Annotated in this window: 21 protein-coding genes; 9 read left to right on the top strand and 12 right to left on the bottom strand. The window is 56.1% G+C overall.

All coding sequences use genetic code 11. The features are described 5' to 3' along the window. Window positions 1–30 precede the first annotated feature (30 nt). Complete coding sequence (locus OGX84_RS19385; protein WP_024130498.1) at window positions 31–408, bottom strand: inner membrane protein YbjM; 378 nt, start codon at window positions 406–408, stop codon at window positions 31–33. Window positions 409–678: 270 nt separating this feature from the next. On the opposite strand from OGX84_RS19385, the gene OGX84_RS19380 reads away from it, so the two are divergent. Further along, a complete protein-coding gene (locus tag OGX84_RS19380; protein WP_012133110.1) occupies window positions 679–2364 on the top strand; it encodes an aspartate:alanine antiporter in 1686 nt (561 codons plus the stop codon). 167 nt (window positions 2365–2531) lie between these two features. Here the strand turns inward: OGX84_RS19380 and OGX84_RS19375 are convergent, their stop codons facing one another. Next, the gene (locus OGX84_RS19375) at window positions 2532–3074 is read right to left on the bottom strand and encodes a TetR/AcrR family transcriptional regulator (protein WP_112002220.1); all 543 of its coding nucleotides are present in this window, start codon (window positions 3072–3074) and stop codon (window positions 2532–2534) included. An 86-nt stretch (window positions 3075–3160) separates the two neighbouring features. On the opposite strand from OGX84_RS19375, the gene OGX84_RS19370 reads away from it, so the two are divergent. Beyond that, the gene (locus OGX84_RS19370; RefSeq protein ID WP_112002219.1) at window positions 3161–4369 is read left to right on the top strand and encodes an MFS transporter; all 1209 of its coding nucleotides are present in this window, start codon (window positions 3161–3163) and stop codon (window positions 4367–4369) included. After that, a complete protein-coding gene (locus OGX84_RS19365) occupies window positions 4369–5184 on the top strand; it encodes a Cof-type HAD-IIB family hydrolase (protein ID WP_012133115.1) in 816 nt (271 codons plus the stop codon). The genes OGX84_RS19370 and OGX84_RS19365 overlap by 1 nt, the downstream gene beginning before the upstream one ends. Before the next feature lie 37 nt (window positions 5185–5221). Here the strand turns inward: OGX84_RS19365 and OGX84_RS19360 are convergent, their stop codons facing one another. Further along, on the bottom strand, window positions 5222–6454 hold the full coding sequence (locus tag OGX84_RS19360) for an MFS transporter (RefSeq protein WP_112002218.1): 1233 nt from the start codon (window positions 6452–6454) through the stop codon (window positions 5222–5224). A 312-nt stretch (window positions 6455–6766) separates the two neighbouring features. Between OGX84_RS19360 and ybjG the strand changes: the two genes are divergently transcribed. Both ybjG and deoR read left to right on the top strand, forming a co-directional pair. Further along, window positions 6767–7375, top strand: a complete 609-nt coding sequence (ybjG, locus tag OGX84_RS19355; protein WP_012133117.1) for an undecaprenyl-diphosphate phosphatase — start codon at window positions 6767–6769, stop codon at window positions 7373–7375. A 71-nt stretch (window positions 7376–7446) separates the two neighbouring features. Continuing rightward, a complete protein-coding gene (deoR, locus tag OGX84_RS19350) occupies window positions 7447–8205 on the top strand; it encodes a DNA-binding transcriptional repressor DeoR (RefSeq protein WP_058668858.1) in 759 nt (252 codons plus the stop codon). A gap of 106 nt (window positions 8206–8311) precedes the next feature. On the opposite strand, the gene dacC is transcribed toward deoR, so the two are convergent. Beyond that, a complete protein-coding gene (gene dacC / locus OGX84_RS19345) occupies window positions 8312–9514 on the bottom strand; it encodes a serine-type D-Ala-D-Ala carboxypeptidase (RefSeq protein ID WP_024130500.1) in 1203 nt (400 codons plus the stop codon). A gap of 244 nt (window positions 9515–9758) precedes the next feature. Here dacC and OGX84_RS19340 point away from each other — a divergent pair, with 244 nt between their 5' ends. After that, window positions 9759–10385 carry a glutathione S-transferase family protein gene (locus OGX84_RS19340; protein ID WP_049008548.1) on the top strand — a complete coding sequence of 209 codons (627 nt, stop codon included), beginning with the start codon at window positions 9759–9761 and terminating at the stop codon, window positions 10383–10385. Here OGX84_RS19340 and OGX84_RS19335 read toward each other — a convergent pair. Continuing rightward, window positions 10382–11497, bottom strand: coding sequence for a PQQ-dependent sugar dehydrogenase (locus OGX84_RS19335; protein ID WP_286458302.1), 1116 nt, complete (start codon window positions 11495–11497; stop codon window positions 10382–10384). The two genes, OGX84_RS19340 and OGX84_RS19335, sit on opposite strands and share 4 nt — an antisense overlap. 103 nt (window positions 11498–11600) lie before the next feature. After that, on the bottom strand, window positions 11601–11984 hold the full coding sequence (gene bssR / locus OGX84_RS19330) for a biofilm formation regulator BssR (RefSeq protein WP_024130501.1): 384 nt from the start codon (window positions 11982–11984) through the stop codon (window positions 11601–11603). A gap of 231 nt (window positions 11985–12215) precedes the next feature. Between bssR and rimO the strand changes: the two genes are divergently transcribed. Next, complete coding sequence (gene rimO / locus OGX84_RS19325) at window positions 12216–13541, top strand: 30S ribosomal protein S12 methylthiotransferase RimO (RefSeq protein WP_112002215.1); 1326 nt, start codon at window positions 12216–12218, stop codon at window positions 13539–13541. A 128-nt stretch (window positions 13542–13669) separates the two neighbouring features. On the opposite strand, the gene gsiD is transcribed toward rimO, so the two are convergent. The 5 genes from gsiD to iaaA form a co-directional block, all read right to left on the bottom strand. Continuing rightward, complete coding sequence (gene gsiD, locus OGX84_RS19320; protein WP_012133126.1) at window positions 13670–14581, bottom strand: glutathione ABC transporter permease GsiD; 912 nt, start codon at window positions 14579–14581, stop codon at window positions 13670–13672. 2 nt (window positions 14582–14583) lie between these two features. After that, window positions 14584–15504: a glutathione ABC transporter permease GsiC gene (gene gsiC, locus OGX84_RS19315; protein WP_049010826.1), complete on the bottom strand. Its 921-nt coding sequence runs from the start codon at window positions 15502–15504 to the stop codon at window positions 14584–14586. A 105-nt stretch (window positions 15505–15609) separates the two neighbouring features. Next, the gene (gene gsiB, locus OGX84_RS19310; protein ID WP_112002213.1) at window positions 15610–17148 is read right to left on the bottom strand and encodes a glutathione ABC transporter substrate-binding protein GsiB; all 1539 of its coding nucleotides are present in this window, start codon (window positions 17146–17148) and stop codon (window positions 15610–15612) included. 35 nt (window positions 17149–17183) lie between these two features. Then, window positions 17184–19055, bottom strand: a complete 1872-nt coding sequence (gene gsiA, locus OGX84_RS19305) for a glutathione ABC transporter ATP-binding protein GsiA (RefSeq protein ID WP_024130503.1) — start codon at window positions 19053–19055, stop codon at window positions 17184–17186. Between the two features lie 10 nt (window positions 19056–19065). Further along, entirely contained in the window at window positions 19066–20007 is a 942-nt protein-coding gene (gene iaaA / locus OGX84_RS19300) for a beta-aspartyl-peptidase (protein ID WP_012133130.1), read from the bottom strand. Window positions 20008–20212: 205 nt separating this feature from the next. Here iaaA and moeA point away from each other — a divergent pair, with 205 nt between their 5' ends. Continuing rightward, window positions 20213–21448: a molybdopterin molybdotransferase MoeA gene (gene moeA, locus OGX84_RS19295; protein ID WP_012133131.1), complete on the top strand. Its 1236-nt coding sequence runs from the start codon at window positions 20213–20215 to the stop codon at window positions 21446–21448. After that, the gene (gene moeB, locus OGX84_RS19290) at window positions 21448–22209 is read left to right on the top strand and encodes a molybdopterin-synthase adenylyltransferase MoeB (protein ID WP_112002212.1); all 762 of its coding nucleotides are present in this window, start codon (window positions 21448–21450) and stop codon (window positions 22207–22209) included. Before moeA ends, moeB begins: the two co-directional genes overlap by 1 nt. Window positions 22210–22363: 154 nt before the next feature. Here the strand turns inward: moeB and fsa are convergent, their stop codons facing one another. Beyond that, window positions 22364–23026 (bottom strand): fructose-6-phosphate aldolase, encoded by a 663-nt coding sequence (gene fsa / locus OGX84_RS19285; RefSeq protein ID WP_047457926.1) that lies wholly within the window; start codon window positions 23024–23026, stop codon window positions 22364–22366. Window positions 23027–23108: the final 82 nt, after the last annotated feature.

Genomic DNA, 23108 nt, shown 5'->3' with positions numbered 1-23108 from the left:
TCGCTGCTTTACGCCCTCTCCCGGAGGGCGTTATCGGTTCTTTTTACGTCGCTGACTAAACAGGCTGCTGATAAATAAAAAGCAAAGCGCGCCGAGCGCACACCAGAACACCGCACTGAACAACCACGCCAGTTCTTGCCATACGGAGCGCGTAGGCATAAAAACAAATCGCATCAGGACCAGACAACATGGTGCGGCCAGCATGGCGCCGATAAGAGGTTTAATGACTTCTCTGCGATGGGAAAAAAAACTGGCCACCGCGCCAGGTAACGTAAAAAACAACAGCCCAATCTCAGGATGCCCGGCAACCCGAAATGCCCCTTTCATATGCATCGTTAATGAAAGGCACACCACAATAAAGAGTACAAAGCAGCAGATTGCACCCGCCCAACCTTGTTTATGTTTCAATCGTTCCTCCTGACACTATCTCTATCGAACACTTTTTTCGCCCGAAGGCGTCCAGTCAGATAAAGTCGTTCGGCATTCCATGCCAAAAACACACCCACACGATTCTTATAGCCGTTGATACGTAATGAGATTAAACTAGCGAATTAAATTGTTGTGCTGCTTTTATTTGAGCGCCGATACGATGCCGACGCCTCATAATTTCTGGCAAAAACATTAGCGTAAATTGTCATTTCTTTCAACAGCTTACTGGTAAACAAGAAGTTAGTCTCCGTGAATATAAACGTCGCAGATTTGTTAAATGGGAATTACATCCTGTTATTATTTGTGGTCCTGGCTCTCGGGCTATGTCTGGGTAAGTTACGCCTGGGTTCAGTCCAACTCGGTAATTCCATTGGCGTTTTAGTGGTCTCCCTATTATTAGGGCAGCAGCACTTTAGTATTAACACCGATGCACTAAATCTGGGCTTTATGCTGTTTATTTTTTGTGTCGGCGTCGAAGCTGGCCCCAACTTTTTTTCTATTTTTTTTCGCGACGGCAAAAATTACCTGATGCTTGCTCTGGTCATGGTCGGTAGCGCGCTGCTGATCGCATTAGGGCTGGGTAAGCTCTTTGGCTGGGATATCGGCCTGACCGCCGGTATGCTGGCGGGCTCCATGACCTCGACCCCTGTGCTGGTCGGCGCAGGCGACACGTTACGCCATTCCGGTATGGAGAGTTCGCAGCTCTCGGTCGCGCTGGACAACCTGAGCCTGGGCTACGCGCTGACCTACCTCATCGGCCTGGTCAGCCTGATTGTCGGCGCACGTTACCTGCCGAAACTGCAACATCAGGATCTGCAAACCAGCGCCCAGCAGATTGCCCGCGAGCGCGGCCTGGATACCGACGCCAACCGCAAGGTCTATCTGCCGGTCATCCGCGCTTATCGCGTCGGCCCGGAACTGGTGGCCTGGGCCGACGGGAAAAATCTGCGCGAGCTGGGCATCTACCGTCAGACCGGTTGCTACATTGAGCGCATCCGCCGTAACGGTATTCTGGCGAACCCGGATGGCGACGCGGTATTGCAGATGGGCGATGAGATTGCCCTGGTTGGTTACCCGGATGCACACGCCCGGCTGGACCCCAGCTTCCGTAACGGCAAAGAAGTCTTCGACCGCGACCTGCTCGACATGCGCATCGTGACCGAAGAGATCGTCGTGAAAAACCACAATGCCGTAGGCCGCCGTCTCGCCCAGTTGAAGCTGACCGACCACGGCTGCTTCCTTAACCGCGTGATCCGCAGCCAGATTGAAATGCCGATCGACGACAACGTGGTGCTGAATAAAGGCGACGTCTTGCAGGTGAGCGGCGATGCGCGTCGCGTGAAAACCGTCGCGGACCGTATCGGCTTTATCTCGATTCACAGTCAGGTAACCGATCTGCTGGCCTTCTGCGCCTTCTTTATCATCGGCCTGATGATCGGGATGATCACCTTCCAGTTCAGTAATTTCAGCTTCGGCATCGGCAACGCCGCCGGGCTGCTGTTCGCCGGGATCATGCTCGGTTTCCTGCGAGCTAACCACCCCACCTTCGGGTACATCCCGCAGGGCGCGTTGAACATGGTGAAAGAGTTTGGTCTGATGGTCTTTATGGCCGGCGTCGGCCTGAGCGCGGGCAGCGGCATCGGGAACGGGCTTGGCGCGGTCGGTGGGCAAATGTTGATTGCCGGTCTTGTGGTGAGCCTGGTGCCGGTCATTATCTGCTTCCTGTTCGGCGCTTATGTATTACGTATGAACCGCGCCCTGCTCTTCGGCGCCATGATGGGCGCGCGTACCTGTGCTCCGGCGATGGAGATCATCAGCGACACGGCGCGCAGCAACATTCCGGCATTAGGCTATGCGGGAACCTATGCGATAGCCAACGTTCTGTTAACGCTGGCGGGGACACTTATTGTCATCATCTGGCCGGGCTTAGGATAAAACTGAAGTTTGCCTTTAAGTGAAAAATTTTTGCAGGTAAGCAGAACTTTTCTTCAAGGCGTCAGTCATAACTAGTGCCACTGCTTTTCTTTGATGTCCCCAATTTGTGGAGCCCATCAACCCCGCCATTTTGGTTCAAGGTTGATGGGTTTTTTGTTGCCTGAAAATCACGCCTGCCCGGCAATACGCTTCACCATGACCAGAATATCGTCCCGCGTTAAAGGCGCTCTGTCGGTGACGAAATGGAGGGTCATGCCTTCGATAAACGCGTCCAGCGCGCGGGCGGTCACCGGTTCAAACCACTGCTCCAGCGTTTGCTGACTGCGCTGCATCCAGTTCTGCATCACCGTTTTCAGCGCCGGTTTTCGGCTGGCGAAGGCATACAGCTGGTACATCAGCTCCATATTATCTGGCGTGGTCACCAGCGAGCTGTAGATCATGTCGGTAATGGCGTGACAGGCGTCCTGAACGTTCGTGACATCGGCAAAGAATGACTGAAACTGGTGCGACATTGTTGCTGTAAATCGGCTTAACGCCTCGATCAGCAACTCATCGATTCCCGAAAAATAATAGGTCATCGACCCGAGCGGCACCTGCGCTATCGCCGCGATTTTGCGGTGCGTAACGCCGTGAATGCCATGCGTTATTATCGCTTCCTGCGTGGCCTGAACGATTTTGTCTCGCCGCAGGGGATCGTTAGCTCGTCGCACTGCTTTTCCTCTCATCACGTTTGTGTACAAATGTACACAAACTTGCTAGTGTTGTCCCCTGTATTCTCTTTTTTCAGTTTGAATCAATGACCGCCATCTCATCACGTAAAGCCTTAAGACGCCGGACCTGGGCGCTTTTTATGTTCTTCTTCTTGCCAGGGCTGTTGATGGCCTCATGGGCAACCCGCACCCCCGCCATTCGCGATATCCTTTCGGTATCAACGGCAGAAATGGGGGCGGTGCTGTTTGGGCTTTCCATCGGTTCGATGAGCGGTATTCTGTGTTCCGCCTGGCTGGTAAAACGATTTGGCACGCGTAACGTCATTCAGACTACCATGTCCTGCGCCGTTGCGGGGATGGTTATCCTCAGCATTGCGCTGTGGTTCGCTTCTCCGCTGGTTTTTGCGCTTGGCTTAGGCGTATTCGGCGCCAGCTTTGGCGCCGCCGAAGTCGCTATCAACGTCGAAGGGGCGGCGGTTGAACGTGAAATGAATAAAACCGTCCTGCCGATGATGCACGGTTTTTACAGCTTCGGTACGCTGGCTGGCGCTGGCGTCGGCATGGCGCTAACCGCCTTTAACGTCCCTGCCAACGCTCATATCCTGCTGGCGGCTCTCATCGCGATCGTCCCCATTTTTATTGCTATTCGCGCTATTCCCGACGGCACGGGGAAAAACGCCGCCGACGGCGCCCACACAACGGAAAAAGGCGTACCTTTTTATCGCGATGCCCAGCTACTGTTGATCGGCGTGGTGGTACTGGCAATGGCCTTCGCTGAAGGGTCCGCCAACGACTGGCTGCCGCTTCTGATGGTGGATGGTCACGGCTTCAGCCCAACGTCCGGCTCGCTGATTTATGCGGGCTTTACGCTCGGTATGACCGTCGGGCGCTTTACCGGCGGCTGGTTTATCGACCGTTATAGCCGCGTGGCGGTAGTCCGCGCCAGCGCGCTAATGGGAGCGCTCGGTATTGGTCTGATTATCTTCGTCGACAGCGCCTGGGTCGCGGGCGTTTCCGTTATTCTCTGGGGGCTTGGGGCGTCGCTTGGCTTCCCGCTAACGATTTCAGCGGCCAGCGATACCGGCCCGGACGCGCCAACCCGCGTCAGCGTGGTGGCGACAACCGGTTATCTGGCCTTCCTGGTGGGGCCGCCGCTGCTGGGCTATCTTGGCGAACATTATGGTTTGCGCAGCGCAATGCTGGTTGTGCTGGCGCTGGTCATCCTGGCCGCTCTTGTCGCGAAGGCTGTCGCCAAACCGACATCAAACACTCAATCTGTTATGGAGAATAGTTAATGGGTATCAAGCTAATTGCGGTAGACATGGACGGCACCTTTTTGAGCGATCAAAAAACCTATAATCGCGACCGGTTTATGGCACAGTACCGGCTAATGAAGCAGAAAGGCATCCGTTTTGTGGTCGCCAGCGGTAATCAGTATTACCAGTTAATCTCTTTCTTTCCAGAGATCGCCCACGAAATCGCCTTTGTCGCTGAAAACGGCGGCTGGGTGGTCAGCGAGGGCGAAGACGTGTTCAACGGCGAACTGGCGAAAGAGGATTTTGCTGCCGTTGTCGATCATCTGCTGACCCGCGCGGATATTGAAATCATCGCCTGCGGTAAAAACAGCGCCTATACCCTGAAACAGTACAACGATGAACTGAAACAGGTTGCGGCGATGTACTACCATCGCCTTGAGTTCGTGGACAGCTTCGACAACATCAATGACGTGTTCTTTAAATTCGGCCTCAACATTACTGATGACCGTATTCCCCAGGTTCAGACGGCGCTGCATGATGCGATTGGCGATATCATGGTGCCGGTTCACACCGGTTACGGCAGCATTGATTTGATCATTCCCGGCGTACACAAAGCGAACGGCTTGCGTCTGCTGCAACAACGCTGGGGGATTAACAATGATGAGGTCGTGACGTTTGGCGACGGCGGCAATGATATTGAGATGTTGCGTCAGGCCGGCTTCAGTTTTGCGATGGAAAACGCCGGAGCGGCGGTGGCCTCTGCGGCGAAATATAGGGCGGGCTCGAATAACGCGGAAGGCGTGCTGGACGTTATCGACCGCGTGCTGAAAAACGAAGCCCCGTTCAGTGGGTAATGCCCCTTGAGGCCTGATGGCGCTGCGCCGGAGGGCCTCACCCTTCCCGTGAATCCCCTACCCGTTTGTCTTTCAGGAAGATAACCATCAGCAGCAGCCAGAGAATGCCGTTCGCCAGGTTGAAGAGGCTGAATAAGCCGTTGCCGCCGCTCAGATAAGCATGCTTGCTCACTTCAATACCCACGGTAAAGATCAGCATCTGCAACATCCCCATCGCCGCAGAAACTGTGCCTTTGCTCATATCGCTGGCGAACAGGGTCAGACGCACCAGCCCCGCGTTCGCCACGCCGATGCCAAAAGCGTAGACGCTCAGACCCGCCGTCATCCATAAATATGCATGGGAAGAGACCACCGTCGCGGCTGCGGCGATCAGCAATCCCGCCACAATCGGCCAGCCGCCCATGATAATCAATGCGCGCACCGTTCGCCGGGAGGTCAACCGCGCCAGCACCAGATTCCCGGCAATCAGCGCGCCAAAGACAGGAACCTGCAACAAGCCATATTCATAGCTGCTGAGCTGCTCACCGCTGATGATTATGATCGGCGACTGGGCAATCCACGCCAGCAGCGGCAGGCTGACGAACCCCAGCGCCAGCGCGCCGGCAACAAACCGCACGTTTTTCAGCACCAGCGTGTAATCCCGCCCCAGTTCTTTAAGCGACAGCTTCTCGCCAAGGCGGGTCGCAGTCTCCGGCATCGCGCGCTGTAAGCCGACAAAAGCAATCGCCGCCAGTACGGCAAACAGAACAAACATCCCTTCCCACGGCAGAACATGCACCCAGGCGGCGCCCACCAGCGGCCCCAGCAACGGCGCAATCAGGGCAACGTTAGCCATTAGCGCCGTAATTTTGATACACACCGCTTCTTCAAAGGATTCCTGAATGGCGGCGTACCCCACGGCGCCAATAAAGCACAGGCTTACCCCCTGCAAAAAACGCAGCAGGGTGAACTGCTCAATGTTTTGCGCCAGCAGTGTGGCAAGGCAGGTGACGATAAACCAGATCACGCCCGCTAACATCACCGGGCGGCGTCCAATACGATCCGACAGCGGCCCTAACAGCCACTGCAAAAACATCCCGCCCGCCAGGTAGGCAGTCATCGAGGTCGGAACCCAGTCGATCCCGGCCTGATACTGTTCCACCACCGCCAGCATCCCCGGCTGGATCATATCGTTGCCGATATACGTAGAAAATTCGTAAAGCACCAGACAGAGAGGGAAAAGCAGTGCCTGACGTCCGAGCCGGACGCCTGTTTGTGAAAGGTTTTGCATGCAATCTCTTCGCAAATAAAAAATCGCGCAAAGTGTAATGAAAGTACGTTACCTGAGATAGCGAATTATGTGATTTAAAAACAAAATGCGCACATTTTTACATAATCATCCTTCGTGACCTTTTGCTTTAAGGTTAATTTAAGTTGCTGGCGCTATCATGGCGAATAAGCTCGCGCCATTGTCTTAAATTTCCTCATTTTACAGGTAAATAAGACAATACCGCTTTCCCCCCGTTGCGGCACTTTGTATTCTCGCCCTTACCCGGAGCACGTAGGGTCGTTTCGTTTAATCACTGCACTGAGTCTGGATGTTATGCTGGAAAACCTTAACAACTCGCTGTTTTACTTAATCAATGCCACCCCCGACTCCGCACAGTGGATGATCGCTCTGGCCATTTTCATTGCCAGAGATTTGATTAACATCGTGCCGCTGCTGGCCGTTGTGCTTTGGTTATGGGGGCCGCGCGATCGGGTCTGCGCTCAACGCCAGCTGGTGATTAAAATGGGTATCGCGCTGCTCATCAGCCTGACGATCTCCTGGATAATGGGGCATCTTTTCCCGCACGATCGTCCTTTTGTCGATCGTATCGGCTATAACTTCCTGCATCACGCGCCCGATGACTCCTTCCCGAGCGACCACGGCACCGTTGTCTTTACCTTTGCGCTGGCGTTTTTATTCTGGCACCGCGTCTGGTCTGGCGTACTGCTCATGGCGCTAGCCGTGACGGTCGCCTGGTCACGCGTTTACCTCGGCGTTCACTGGCCGCTGGATATGCTCGGCGGTTTGCTGGTCGGGATGATCGGCTGCCTGAGCACGCAAATGCTGTGGCAAAAATATGGGGTTGCTCTCTACCACGGCCTACAAACGTGCTACCGCGTCTGCTTCGCGCTGCCCATTCGTAAAGGCTGGGTACGTGACTAACCTGGTGAAAAAAGAGTAGTATTAAGCGCTCTGTACTGTGCAGAGTGCTTATTCAACTGTCCAGGGGAATTATGGAAACACGACGCGACGAGCGTATTGGTCAATTGCTGCAAGCGCTAAAACGCAGTGATAAATTACACCTGAAAGAAGCCGCGACTCTGCTGGGCGTATCGGAGATGACCATTCGTCGCGACCTGAATAATAAAAGCGCGCCCGTCGTGTTACTGGGCGGGTATATTGTTCTGGAACCCCGCAGCGCCAGCCATTATTTATTGAGCGATCAAAAATCCCGCCTGGTTGAAGAGAAGCGCCGCGCCGCGCAGCTGGCCGCCGGTCTGGTACAGGCGCATCAGACGATTTTTTTTGACTGCGGCACCACCACGCCGTGGATCATTGAAGCCATTGATAACGAATTGCCTTTCACCGCCGTCTGTTATTCCCTGAATACGTTTCTGGCGCTCCAGGAAAAACCGCTGTGCCGGGCGATTCTGTGCGGCGGGGAATTTCACGCCAGCAACGCCATTTTCAAACCGCTCGATTTTCAGGAAACCCTGAATAATATCTGCCCTGATATCGCCTTTTATTCCGCCGCAGGCGTTCATATCAGCAAAGGGGCAACCTGTTTTAACCTCGAAGAACTGCCGGTGAAACACTGGGCTATGTCGATGGCGCAATACCATGTCCTGGTGGTGGATCACAGTAAATTCGGCAAGGTGCGACCCGCGCGGATGGGCGAATTAACGCGTTTTGATGCGGTAGTGAGCGACTGCCGCCCCGACGATGAGTTTGTCGATTATGCCAAAGCGCAGCGCATTACGTTGATGTATTGATGTCAGGTTTGCCGAATGGCGGCGCTGCCGCACCTTATCCGGCCTACAAATATGCACGTATCGTAGGCCGGATAAGCGTTAACGCCATCCGGCACCGTCACCGCGATTAAGAGAACCAGCCGCCAAACCACTGGTGGAATTTCATCAGGACGAAGTCCCATATCCGCCCAAAGAAGCCGCCCTCTTCCACGTTTTCCATCACCATCAGCGGACGCTGTTCAATGGACTTTCCGTTGAGTTGGAAGTCGATGGTGCCGACAACCTGGCCTTTCTTCAACGGCGCGGTCAGCTGCGGTTCCGTCAGCGTAAAGCTGGCCTTCAGGTTTTTCAGCTGTCCGCGCGGAATCGTCACGGAACCCGCCTCTCCCGCGCCCAGATTCACCTCGCTCTTATCCCCAAACCAGACGCGCTGAGTCACGAACGTCGCGTCAGGTTTAATGGGTGTCACCGTTTCAAAGAAGCGGAAGCCCCAGGTCAACAATTTCTCTGACTCATTAAAACGGATGCGATCGGTTTTCGTCCCCAGCACGACGGAGATCAAACGCATATCTCCCTGAGTCGCAGAGGCCACCAGATTGTATCCGGCGCCTGCCGTTGTCCCGGTTTTCATGCCGTCAACGTTCAGATTAGAACTCCACAGCAGGCGGTTACGGTTCGGCTGGCGAATCTTGTTGAAAGTGAACTCTTTTTCTTTGTGAATGGCGTACTCTTCCGGCACATCATGGATCAGCGCTTTGCCCAGCAGCGCCATATCACGCGCGGTACTAAACTGCCCCGGCGCATCCAGGCCGTGAACCGTCTGGAACGTTGTGTTGGTCAGCCCCAGTTTTTTCGCGTAACCATTCATCAAACCAATGAACGACTCCTGGCTTCCGGCAACATAATCCGCAAGCGCAATACAGGCGTCGTTACCCGACTGGATGATCACGCCCTTGTTGAGATCGGATACCGAGACCTGATCTCCGGGCTTAAGGAACATGACCGACGAACCGCGCAGAGCCGGGTTGCCCGTGGCCCAGGCGTCTTTTCCTACCGTCACCATATCCGTGAGCTGAATTTTTCCAGCCTTCAGCGCCTGCCCGACGACGTAACTGGTCATAATTTTGGTCAGGCTGGCGGGGTCCAGTTTCTCGTCGGCGTTGCCTTCCGCCAGCACCTTGCCGCTGGAATAGTCCATTAAAATCCACGCGCGCGCATCAACGCTCGGCGGCGCCGTTGTCTGCTCAGCCGCCTGTAACGTCGGCGCAAAAAGGAATAAGAGTGCTGAACCCGCAGCAAGACTACGAAGGGAAGAAGAGTATTGCGTCATAAATGCCACCCGAGTATCCATTCCAAAAAAACACGCCATACCACCGTGTTATAAGTGCGGTGAGTAATAACGCACTAACGAACTTAAAGAAACCGTAAGTTGGTAAAGTTTTTAAAGTTTATGCAATAACGCCACGCTGCGCTGCCTCCGTGAGGATTTTTTTGCAAGCTGTTGCGTAAATGTTAGCTTTATCCCACCATGGGACGAGTCGGATACCGATTGCAGAACAATTTGAGGGGTAACTATGATTACGCTGTGGGGACGGAATAACTCAACCAACGTCAAAAAAGTGCGATGGACGCTCGACGAACTGGAGCTGCCTTATACGCAAATTCTGGCAGGCGGGCAGTTCGGGCTGAATCATGACGCTGACTATCTGGCGATGAACCCGAATGGCCTGGTGCCGCTGCTGCGCGATGATGAAACGGACGTTTTGCTCTGGGAGTCCAATACCATCGTCCGCTATCTGGCGGCGCAGTATGGGCAAAAGCGTCTGTGGGTAGACTCTCCGGCGCGACGGGCAGAAGGGGAAAAGTGGATGGACTGGGCAAACCAGACGTTAAGCCCGGCGCATCGCGTGATCCTGATGGGTTTAGTCCGCACCCCGCCGGAGCAGCGCGACCAGGCGGCGATCGACGCCGGCGCCAACGTCTGCGACGGCCTGTTTGGCATTCTTGATGAGGCGCTGGCCAGCCAGACCTGGTTCTCCGGCGCGGAGTTCGGCACGGCGGATATCGCGATCGCCCCCTTCGTCTACAACCTGTTTAACGTTGGCCTGAGCTGGACGCCGCGCCCTCACCTTGAGCGCTGGTATCAGCAACTTACCGAACGCCCGGCGTTTCGTAAAACGGTGATGATCCCGGTCAGCTAAGCGCGTGGGCTGACTTTCAGCAGTTCTCCGTCGGACTCGTCGGTTAAGACATATAAATAACCGTCGGGTCCTGCGCGCACATCGCGAATACGTTTCCCTCTGTCGCCCAGAATCCGTCCGTCCTCCGTCACCTTATCGCCGTTAACGCTCAGGACAATCACATCCTGCTCTTTCAGCGCGCCGATAAACAGTTTCTGCTTCCATTGAGGGAACGTGTCGCTGTTATAAAACGCCATGCCGCTGACCGCTGGCGATTTTTTCCAGTAGAAGATCGGCTGCTCCGTTCCCTCGACAATTTCACCTTTCGCTTCCGGGATTTTAAAGCCGCTGTAGTTAATGCCCCAGGTTGCCAGCGGCCAGCCATAATTTTTACCTTTTTCGGGGATATTGATTTCATCGCCGCCGCGCGGGCCATGCTCATTCAACCACAGCGCATCGCTCCACGGGTTTATCGCCATACCCTGCGGGTTACGTATGCCGTACGACCAGATCTCAGGGCGCGCGCCGGTCTGATTCACAAAGGGATTATCCGGCGGCACGCTCCCCTGGTCGGTCAGGCGCACCACTTTGCCCTGCAACTTGTCCAGATCCTGTGCGGTAGAGCGCTGATTATTTTCGCCAAGCCCGATAAACAGATGGCCTTTGCCATCAAACACCAGTCGTCCGCCGAAATGATTACCGGTTGAGAGTTTCGGCATCTGACGAAAAACGGTCTGGAATTCCTCCAGATGCTTCAGGTCATCGCTGAGTCGCCCGAAGCCTACCGCCGTTCCGGCTTTCCCCTCGCGATCGGCCTCAGAAAAACTGAGCCAGACGCGGCGAGACTGCTCAAAATCAGGCGCGAGCGCCACGTCCAGCAATCCCCCCTGCCCGTTCGCCCAGACCTTCGGCACGCCCGTTATCGGATCGGAAAGCCCTTTATCCGCCTGCCAGTGACGAAGCTGGCCGCCTCTGAGAGTTATCAACATACCGCGATTATCCGGCAGAAAAGCCAGCGCCCAGGGATGGTCAAGTTTGGTCTGCAAAACCTCCACCTTCACCGCCGGGGTTTCTGCATTCACGAAGGGAGAAAACAGTGCCAATAAGGCAACAGAGAAAAGTGTCCGACGCATACCGCCTCCTGTATGACCCTGCGTTAAAGCGTAGTCAGCAAGGGACAGCGCGGATTGATTTTTACAAAAACTTAACGAAAAGGGGGAGTCGCCTCCCCCTGACTTAGACCTGTTCAAGCGGTGATTGCGCTTTCAGGCTCTGGATACTCAGCGTCAATGTTGTCAGACAGTTTTCAAGTTTCTCTGCGTTGACGGCGATAAACGTCGGACAGTCATGGTGTCCGCTCATGAGACATACTGCGGCGGCTGCCAGTGCGCCTTCAGCACGATGTAAAGCATTCCATTCTTCCTGATCCAGATGCAGACCTTGCAGCAGTGATTTATCGTGAAGCCCACGATTCAGTTCAAAAAAGTTGTCACGCAGATGATCACTTTCGCTGACTGACATATAGCCTTTCGCCTTTCTTAACTGCAAATAAGCGGCGAGATCGATTCGGGCGTTTATCAGCTTGTTAAGTAGCTCGGTTCTTAGTCTGTCAACGACCATACCTTGTTCCTCCTCTTTCCAACCATACTGCAACTTAATAGTATGGTCATTTTTTGAACAAAGTGCTGCCTGAGATCAATAATTCACTCGGTATTAACATACTTTACATATTTGCTATAAACTCCGTGGCGCGCTTGCCCGCACAGGCGATGAGATAGCGATACATTTTTTGCCCGGATCTCTGTAGAATCCCTGCCCTGACCATTCCAATAACTGAACAATTTTTAAGCTATGAGCAATGTAACCCGCCAGCCGAAAATCGGCTTCGTTTCCCTGGGCTGCCCGAAAAACCTGGTTGATTCGGAGCGAATCCTGACTGAACTGCGTACCGAAGGCTATGACGTCGTACCGAGCTACGACGACGCCGACATGGTGATCGTCAATACCTGTGGCTTTATCGACAGCGCCGTACAGGAGTCTCTGGAAGCGATTGGTGAAGCGCTGACTGAAAATGGCAAGGTGATCGTCACCGGCTGCCTGGGCGCGAAAGTCGATCAGATCCGTGAAGTACACCCTAAAGTGCTGGAAATCACCGGGCCGCATAGCTATGAGCAGGTTCTGGAACACGTTCACCATTACGTACCAAAACCGAAGCACAACCCGTTCCTGAGCCTGGTGCCGGAACAGGGCGTTAAGCTGACCCCGCGTCACTACGCCTACCTGAAGATTTCTGAAGGCTGCAACCATCGCTGCACCTTCTGCATTATTCCGTCCATGCGCGGCGATCTGGTCAGCCGTCCGATTGGCGAAGTGTTAAGCGAGGCCAAACGTCTGGTCGATGCGGGCGTGAAAGAGATCCTCGTCATCTCCCAGGATACCTCCGCTTACGGCGTGGATGTGAAGCACCGCACCGGTTTCCACAACGGCGAGCCGGTAAAAACGAGCATGGTCGACCTTTGCGAGCAGTTGTCAAAACTGGGCATCTGGACGCGCCTGCACTACGTCTACCCTTATCCGCACGTTGATGACGTGATCCCGCTGATGGCGGAAGGCAAAATCCTGCCGTATCTGGATATCCCCCTGCAACATGCCAGCCCGCGCATTCTCAAACTGATGAAGCGTCCGGGCGCTGTCGATCGCCAACTGGCGCGCATCAAACAGTGGCGTGAGATTTGCCCGGAACTGACCCTGCGTTCGACCTTTATCGTCGGTTTCCCTAGCGAGACGGAAGACGATTTCCAGATACTGCTCGACTTCCTCAAAGAGGCGCGCCTAGATCGCGTCGGCTGCTTCAAGTACAGCCCGGTCGAAGGCGCTGGTGCGAACGCGCTGCCGGATCAGGTGCCGGAAGAGGTGAAAGAAGAGCGCTGGAACCGCTTTATGCAGCTGCAACAGCAGATCTCCGCAGAACGTCTGCAAGAGAAAGTGGGTCGCGAAATCCTGGTCATTATCGACGAGGTTGACAAAGAAGGCGCGATTGGCCGCAGCATGGCCGACGCACCGGAAATCGACGGCGCGGTCTACCTCAACGGTGAAACCAACGTTAAACCCGGCGACGTTATCCGCGTGAAAGTTGATAACGCCGACGAATATGACCTGTGGGGCAGCCGCGTTTAATTCGCCCAAATTATCGTAAAACCCGTAGGCCGGATAAGGCATTTATGCCGCCATCGGGCGCAATGCCTGATGGCGACGCTGAAGCGTCTTATCAGGCCTACATGCTTATCAGGCCTACGGTTCTACATTCACCCCTTAATCTTCGGGTCCAGCGCGTCGCGTAGCCCGTCGCCCAGCAGGTTAAACGCCAGCACCGTCAGGAAAATCGCCACCGCCGGAAAAATCGCCACATGCGGCGCGATGACCATATCCGCCCGCGCTTCATTGAGCATCGCCCCCCACTCCGGCGTTGGCGGCTGCGCGCCTAACCCCAGAAACGACAGGCTTGCCGCAGAAATAATCGACGTCCCGATGCGCATAGTGAAAAAGACCACGATCGACGAGACCGTGCCAGGCAAAATATGGTTGAACAAAATCGTCGCGTCGCTGGCGCCAATACTGCGCGCCGACTCAATAAACGTCTGCTGTTTCAGCACTAATGTGTTTCCGCGCACCAGACGGGCAAACGCGGGGATAGAAAAGATGGCGACGGCGATAATCACATTCGCAATACCGCTACCGAGCACCGCCACGACCGCAATCGCTAACAGAATGCCCGGAAACGCGAACAGCACATCGCAAATACGCATAATCAGCCGGTCCCACCAGCCTTCGTAATAGCCCGCGACCAGCCCAAGCACCGTGCCAAGCGCCGCGCCGATAAAGACGGCGAAAACACCTGCCGCCAGCGAAATTTGCGCCCCGACCAGGACGCGGCTGAAAATATCCCGCCCCAGCGAGTCCACGCCAAACCAGTGAGCCGCCGAAGGACCGTCATTCAGGCGATCGTAATCAAAGTAATTTTCCGCATCGAAAGGCGTTAGCCAGCGGGCGAATATCGCCACCAGGATCAGCAACAGCACAAATATCCCTGCGATCATCGCCACATGCTGACGGCGAAAACGCCGCCAGAATTCATGCCACGGCGTACGCACCCGGTCGGGTTTGACCAGCGGCATGGCATCTAAAACCGCCTGACGGCGCCAGTTAAATAATCGCATCCTTACTTGTACCTGATAGCCGGGTTAATGGCGGCATAAAGCACATCCACCACTAAATTGATAAGAATAAACTCCAGAGAAAACAGCAGCACTTCAGCCTGAATCACCGGGTAGTCGCGCATTTCCACTGAATCAACCAGCAACCGCCCCAGTCCGGGCCAGTTGAAGACCTTCTCGACGACAATCGAACCGCCGAGCAGAAAGCCAAACTGCAACCCCATCATGGTCACAACCGGGATCATGGCGTTACGCAGACCGTGTTTCAGCACCACCCAGGTTTCGCTGACCCCTTTCGCGCGCGCGGTGCGCATATAGTCTTCACTGAGGACATCCACAAACGACGCTCGGGTAAAGCGCGCCATCACGGCCGCAACGGCGGCGCCAAGCGTGATGGAGGGAAGAATATAGTGCTGCCAGCTATCTGCGCCCACGGTCGGCAACCACCCCAGCTCAACGGAGAATATCTGCATCAGCAGCATCCCCAGTGCGAACGCCGGGAACGAAATCCCGGTTACCGCCAGCGTCATGCTGAGTCTGTCCGGCCAGCGATTACGCCAGACGGCGGCGATAATTCCGGCGGTCATCCCGAACAGTACCGCCCATACCATACTGGTGATGGTCAACCACAGCGTCGGCATAAAGCGGCTGGCAATCTCTGCCGATACCGGACGCCGAGACACCATCGACGTGCCGAAATCACCCTGCAACACGTTAGTCATGTAATGCCAGAACTGGACATGCAACGGCCGATCGAGACCAAGCTGCTGTCGCACCAGTTCAATCACCTGCGCGTCAGCCTCCGGCCCGGCAATCAGCCGCGCCGGATCGCCAGGCAACAGATGAACAAATAAAAACACCAGCACCGCCACAATAAACAGAGTCGGAATCAACCCCAGCAGGCGCTTAAGCACATAATTAAGCATCAGGCTCCCTTTACAAACCTTTTGCCGGATGGCGATGTAAATCCCTTATCCGACCTGCAACGAACTGCGTCTGCAAGCCGGATAAAACCATCGGGCGCGCGTTGCTTACTGCAAATCCGCGTCATCAAAACTGAAGCCAGTGTCCGGCATGATCCAGAAACCCGTCAAATTTTTACTGTGGGCTGAGACCAGTTTTTCCACCACCAGCGGAATCCAGGGGGACTCTTTCCAGAGGGTGTCCTGCGCCTCTTTATACAGGCGCGCTTTCTCCTGCGGATCGTTGGTTTTCAGCGCTGCCGCTAAGTCGTCATCAACCTGCTTGTTGCTGTAGAACGCAGTATTGAACAGCGTTGGCGGCCAGTTTTGCGAGGCAAACAGCGGTGACAACGCCCAGTCCGCCTCCCCCGTGGAAGCCGACCAGCCGGTGTAGAACATCCTCACACCGCTCTCTTTCTGCCCCTTGCCTTCCACTTCTGCCGCACGCTGCCCGGCGTCCATCGCCGTTACCTGCGCCTTAATACCGACCTGCGCCAGCTGCTGTTGCGTAAATTGCAGCACTTTCTGCGCGGTGCTGTGGTTATGAGACGACCACAGCGTGGTGCTAAACCCATTCGGATAGCCCGCCTCTTTCAGCAGTTCGCGCGCTTTCGCCGGATCGTAAGGCCACGGCGCGTAGCTCTGCGCATACGCAATGGCTGGCGGCACCACGCCCGTGGCAGGCGTCGCATAACCGGCAAAGGCCACTTTGACCAGCGCCTGACGGTTGATGGCGTAGTTCAGCGCTTCCCGCACCTTCGGATTATCGAACGGTTTTTGCGTCACGTTCATGCTGATGTAACGCTGCATGATCGACGGGCTGGCAACCAACTGTAGATTTTTGTTTTTCTCCAGAATTGTCGCCTGCTCGTATGGGATCGGGAACGCAAATTGCGCTTCCCCGGTTTGCAGCATTGCCGCGCGGGTGTTGTTGTCCGTTACCGGACGCCAGGTGATCGTATCCAGTTTAGGTAAACCTTTCTGCCAGTAATCCGCAAATTTCTTCACTTTCACGAAATCAGTCTGGTTCCAGGTATCCAGCTGATACGGCCCGGTGCCGACCGGATGGAAGCCAATGTCCTTACCGTATTTTTCCAGCGCGGCCGGAGAGATCATCGCCGTCGCCGGGTGCGCCAGAATATTGATAAACGCCGAGAACGGTTGTTTCAGCGTAATTTTTACCGTCGTCGGATCGACCGCTTCGGTTTTATCGATGTTTTTATACAGGTTGTAGCGTTTGAGATGGTTTTCTGGATCGCTCGCGCGATCGAGGTTGGCCTTCACCGCCACCGCGTTAAAGTCGGTGCCGTCCTGGAATTTTACCCCCTGGCGCAGCTTCAGGGTGTAGATCAGGCCATCGTCGGAAACGGTGTAGCTTTCAGCCAGCACATTTTTTAGCTTCATGTCTTTATCAAGACCAAACAGCCCCTGATAAAACGACTTCGCCACCGCCTGCGATAAGGTGTCGTTCGCATCGTACGGATCGAGCGTGGTGAAATTAGAGCCTACCGCTACCACCACATCTTTAGCAGCAAACGCCGGAGATGCCGCCAGTGCAGAAGCGACGCCCAGCGCAACCAGCCAATTACGGGTTACAAATGTTGTCATATTATTCTCCTGAACCCTGCCTGTTTTATGAGATGTTATAAACGCGATAACGCATTTTCTGCCTGCGGGCGCGCGACATAATGCCCTGGCCCGACTAACTGCAATGGAGCGGGCGCGATCTCCTCCCCACGTTTACGGATGTTGCTGGGGATATCGTCCGACAGCAGCACACGCTGCGGCCTGTGCCGGGAAGGATCGGCCACCGGTACTGCCGCCATTAATTTACGGGTATAGGGATGCTGCGGATTTTCAAACACCGCCCGGCGGGGGCCGATTTCCACAATCTGCCCCAGATACATCACCGCCACGCGATGGCTGATGCGCTCCACTACCGCCATATCGTGTGAAATAAACAGATACGCGATGCCCATTTCCCGCTGCAAATCGAGCAACAGATTAATGATCTGCCCGCGAATCGAGACATCCAGCGCGGAAACTGACTCATCGGCGATAATCACTTTTGGATTCAGCGCCAGCGCGCGGGCGATGCAGATACGCTGACGCTGGCCGCCAGAAAACTCATGCGGATAGCGCCACGCATGTTCCGGGCGCAATCCTACACGCTCAAGCAACCACGCCACCCGCGACGCGGCCGCCTCGCCTTCCAGCAAACCATGCACCCGCAATGGTTCCATTATGGAGTAACCCACCGTCTGGCGCGGGTCGAGCGAAGCGTAAGGGTCCTGAAAAATAAACTGAATATCTCGCCGTAGCGGCTGTAACTTACCGGCAGGAAGCGTGTCGATCCGCCGCCCGTTGAAGGTAATTTCGCCAGCCTGCGACTCCACCAGCCGCAGCAGCGCCCGCCCGGTGGTCGATTTACCGCAGCCGGATTCCCCCACCAGCGAGAGCGTTTCGCCAGGCCAGAGATCAAAGCTGACGTTTTCCACCGCATGCACTTCACGGGTCACGCGGTTAAGAATGCCGCTGCGCAGCGGGAAACGCGTCACCAGGTTGCGCACTTGCAGGATCGGATCGCCTGCCACCACCGTGTCCTGCTCAGTTTGCGGTTCCACACGATCGGGATCGTTCAGTGAAATCAGCGGAAAGCGGCGCGGCAGATCGTGTCCGCTCATCTCGCCTAATTGCGGCACGGCGGCCAGCAGCGCTTTGGTATAAGGGTGCTGCGGCGCGTGGAAAATTTGCTCAACGCTGCCGGTTTCCACCGCTTCGCCCTGATACATCACCAGGACGCGATCGGCAATATCGGCCACCACGCCCATGTCATGGGTGATAAAAATCACCCCCATCGACATATCCTGTTGCAGCACTTTGATCAGTTGCAGGATCTGCGCCTGAATCGTGACGTCCAGCGCGGTGGTCGGTTCATCGGCAATCAGCACCGCCGGGCGGCACGACAACGCCATCGCGATCATCACCCGCTGGCGCATCCCGCCGGAAAGCTGATGCGGGTAACGCGATAAGATGGCCTGCGACTCAGGAATGCGCACCTGGTCAAGCATCCGTTTCGCTTCCGCCATTGCCTCTTCGCGGCTCGCCCCCTGATGCAGGCGAATGGACTCGGCAATCTGCTCGCCCACGGTAAATACCGGGTTAAGCGAGGTCATCGGCTCCTGAAAGATCATGGCGATATCCGCGCCGCGCACGCGCTGCATCTGCGCATCGCTTTGCTCTCCCAGTTCAATGACCTGGCGATTACGCCGCCGAAGCAGCATCTGATCGCAGTGAACGTCGCCGCCCGCCTGCTCGATCAGGCGCATCAACGATAACGCCGTAACGGATTTCCCCGATCCCGATTCACCGACAATCGCCAGCGTTTCGCCTCGCTGAAGCCGAAACGACACATTGCGCACCGCGCTGACGCGTTGCTGCTCCTGCTCGAACGCAATGTTCAAATTTTTGACCGCCAGTACGTCGCTGGCGTCTAATTCGTGACTGTGTGGCACCTGTTGCTCCTCACTCCCGGTAGATCCCCGTCGTTGGCGTATCTCCGGCATATCCCCAGGCGCGATACATGCCTTCGCTGTTAAAAGGTAGGGCGACGTTGCCTTCGTGATCGACGGCAATCAGCCCACCGCTGCCGCCCAGCGCAGGCAATTTCTCCATGACCACACGCTCGCAGGCTTCCGCCAGGCTGAGTCCGCCGTAATCCATCAGCGCGGCGATATCGTAGGCCGCCAATGCGCGGATAAACACCTCGCCCGTTCCGGTACAGGAAACCGCCGCGCTGGCGTTGTTGGCGTAACACCCAGCCCCGACCAGCGGGCTGTCGCCTACGCGACCAGGCAGTTTATTCGTCATGCCGCCCGTCGACGTGGCCGCCGCCAGATTACCAAACCGATCCCGCGCCACCGCGCCCACGGTGCCCATTTTGGTGGTTTCATCCAACGGCGCGCCGCTATGGTCGAGCACCGTTTCTCCGGCGTCACGCGCCGCCAGCAGTTGCGCATAGCGCTCAGGCGTGGAGAAAAGATCGGCAGAAACGCGCTCCATCCCCCGGGAAGCCGCAAACGCTTCCGCCCCGTCCCCCACCATCAGCACATGCGGGCTTTGCTCCATCACCAGCCTGGCGGCCAGCACCGGGTTGCGTAAATGGCGAACGCCAGCGACAGCGCCTGCGTTAAGCGTATTGCCGTCCATAACGCAGGCATCCAGCTCGTGGGTGGCGTCGCGCGTGTAAACCGCGCCGATCCCGGCATTAAATAATGGGCACTCTTCCAGCAAACGCACCGCTTCCGTCACCACATCCAGCGCGCTTTCGCCCGCCTCCAGCATTTTCTGTCCTGTTTCGACGATGTCCGACAGCGCCTGAATATAGCGCTGTTCCTGCTCCTGGCTCATCTGTGCGCGCGTAATTGCGCCTGCGCCGCCGTGAATAGCAATGACTGCTTTGCCCATTATTTGTCGTCCGTTAGCGGTGGCACACAACTTTCCCTATAAATATCAGAATTGTTGTGAGTTATTGATTCGATTTTTGAATATAGAAAGATGCAGGCGGCATGTAAAGGTAAAGGGCCAGCCCCTAAGTCTGAGGTGGCATACAGCCTGCCCGCATTTTCTGACATAATAGACGGATTCGATTTTGCCTCGCAGGAGTGTTTTCATGGAATTTACCGCCGGACTGATGCCGCTTGAAACGGCGCTCACCCAGATGTTGTCGCGCATTACGCCACTCACGGCATTCGAAACCCTGCCGCTGGTTCACTGTTTTGGCCGCATCCTGGCAAACGATGTGGTCTCCCCGCTGGACGTTCCGGGATTCGATAACGCCGCAATGGACGGTTACGCGGTGCGTTTGGCGGATCTGACCGCTGGTCAACCGCTGCCGGTGGCGGGGAAAGCCTTTGCCGGGCAACCGTTCCAGGGGGAATGGCCTGCTGGCGCCTGTATCCGCATTATGACCGGCGCGCCGGTGCCTGCGGGGTGTGAGGCGGTGGTCATGCAGGAACAGACGGAGCAAACCGACGAGGGCATCCGCTTTACCGCTGACGTTCGTAACGGACAAAACATCCGCCGCCGTGGGGAAGACATCACCCATGACGCCGTGGTTTTCCCGGCGGGGACTCGCCTGACCACCGCAGAACTGCCGGTACTGGCTTCGCTGGGCATCGCCGAAGCGCAGGTCGTGCGCAAAGTGCGCGTGGCGCTGTTCTCCACCGGCGATGAACTGCAATTGCCGGGTCAGCCGCTGGGCGACGGGCAAATTTATGATACCAACCGCTTAACCGTACACTTGATGCTTGAGCAGTTAGGCTGCGAGGTGATCAATCTCGGGATCATTCGCGATAACCCGCAGCAGCTACGCGCCGCCTTTATCGAAGCCGACAGCCAGGCCGATGTGGTCATCAGCTCTGGCGGCGTTTCAGTGGGCGAGGCGGATTACACCAAAACGATCCTTGAAGAGCTGGGAGAAATCGCGTTCTGGAAACTGGCGATTAAACCGGGCAAACCGTTCGCCTTCGGTAAACTGAGCAACAGCTGGTTCTGCGGTCTGCCGGGCAACCCGGTCTCTGCGGCGCTGACGTTCTATCAGCTCGTGCAGCCGTTGCTGGCGAAACTTAGCGGCAATATCGCCAGCGGTCTGCCAGCGCGCCAGCGCGTGCGTACCGCTTCACGGCTGAAGAAAACGCCGGGCCGTCTTGATTTTCAGCGCGGCATTCTGCAACGCACGGCTGACGGCGAACTGGAAGTCACCACCACGGGACACCAGGGTTCGCATATTTTCAGCTCCTTTAGCATGGGTAACTGTTTTATTGTGCTGGAACGCGATCGCGGTAACGTTGACGCGGGCGAATGGGTGGAAGTAGAGCCGTTTAACGCGCTGTTTGGAGGCCTGTAATGGCGGAACTCAGCGACCAGGAGATGATGCGCTACAACCGGCAAATCATTCTGCGAGGGTTCGATTTTGAAGGACAGGAAGCGCTAAAGGATGCGCGGGTGCTGGCCGTTGGCCTGGGTGGACTCGGGTGTGCGGCAACGCAGTACCTCGCGGGCGCGGGCGTTGGGCAGCTTACGCTGCTCGACTTTGACACCGTTTCAGTGTCGAACCTGCAACGCCAGACGCTGCACAGCGATGCCACCGTCGGGCAGCCGAAGGTGGATTCGGCGCGCGAGGCGCTGGCACGCATTAACCCTTATATCACCCTTACACCGATCAACGCCCTGCTGGACGAACCGGCGCTGAATACGCTTATCGCCGGGCACGATCTGGTGCTGGACTGTACTGACAATGTTGCCATCCGTAATCAGCTTAATGCCGGATGTTTCGCCGCCAAAGTGCCGCTGGTTTCCGGCGCCGCCATCCGTATGGAAGGACAGATCACCGTCTTTACCTGGCAGGAAGGCGAACCCTGCTACCGCTGTCTGAGCCGTCTGTTTGGCGAGAACGCCCTCACCTGCGTGGAAGCGGGCGTTATGGCGCCGCTGATAGGGGTGATCGGTTCATTGCAGGCGATGGAAGCCATCAAATTGCTGGCGCATTACGGTCAACCCGCATCCGGCAAAATTGTGATGTACGACGCGATGACCTGTCAGTTCCGCGAAATGAAATTAATGCGCAATCCGGGTTGCGAGGTGTGCGGAGCACAGGTGCCGGCCTGATAAGACGCAAACGCGTCGCCATCAGGCATTTACGGGTGCCGGATGGCGGCTGACGCCTTATCCGGCCTACGATGGTTTGTAGGCCCGGCAAGCGCAGCGCCCCGGGCATGTTGCCGGATGGCGGCGTAAACGCCTTATCCGGCCTACGCGTCGCTCAAAGCGACGTTCGTCCGAACGCGCCTTGCCAGTCTTGCTCAAACTTCGCTACTGCGGCATCGACAGCCGGGTAACTGATAAGCTGCTGCGCGACATCCAGCGGCAGGGTGATGGATTCACACCCGGCCAACAGGCAGTCCAGCGCCTGACGCGGCGTTTTAAAACTGGCCGCCAGCACTTTGGCGTGCGGGGCGTGCATTTTCAGTAGCTGCTGCAAATCATTAACCGTCTGAATACCGTTCCCGCCCTGTGCGTCCACGCGGTTAACGTAAGGCGCAACGTAGTCGGCACCCGCCAGCGCGGATAACAGCCCCTGCGCCGCGCCGTAAACCGCCGTCCCCAGCGTCGGAATACCTTCCGCTTTCAACAATTTAATCGCTGCCAGTCCTTCGGCTGTAACCGGCACTTTTACCACGATATCAGGAATAATCGCCCGCAGCTTACGCGCATCGCTGACCATTCCTTGCGCCGTGCTCGCCATCACCTGAGCGAATAAACGCCCCTGCCCGCCCATCGCGTCGTGCAATTCCGGGAGTAACACCTCCAACGGTTTTTTACCTGCCGCCACGATACTGGGATTCGTCGTCACCCCTGCCAGCGGGAATATACGCGCCAGCGATTTCACGGCCTCAACGTCAGACGTATCCAGATAGAGTTCCATAACCATTCCTCAAACTGTGAGATTTTGCATAGTTTAAGACTATCACGACAAAACCTCTCTGAGAGTTGACCTGCGTCAACAT

It is taken from the genome of Citrobacter sp. CK202, from assembly GCF_030333225.1.
Lineage (GTDB): Bacteria > Pseudomonadota > Gammaproteobacteria > Enterobacterales > Enterobacteriaceae > Citrobacter_B > Citrobacter_B koseri.
The sequence above is the reverse complement of the archived record's forward strand: the minus strand, read 5'-3'. Positions and strand labels throughout refer to the sequence as shown.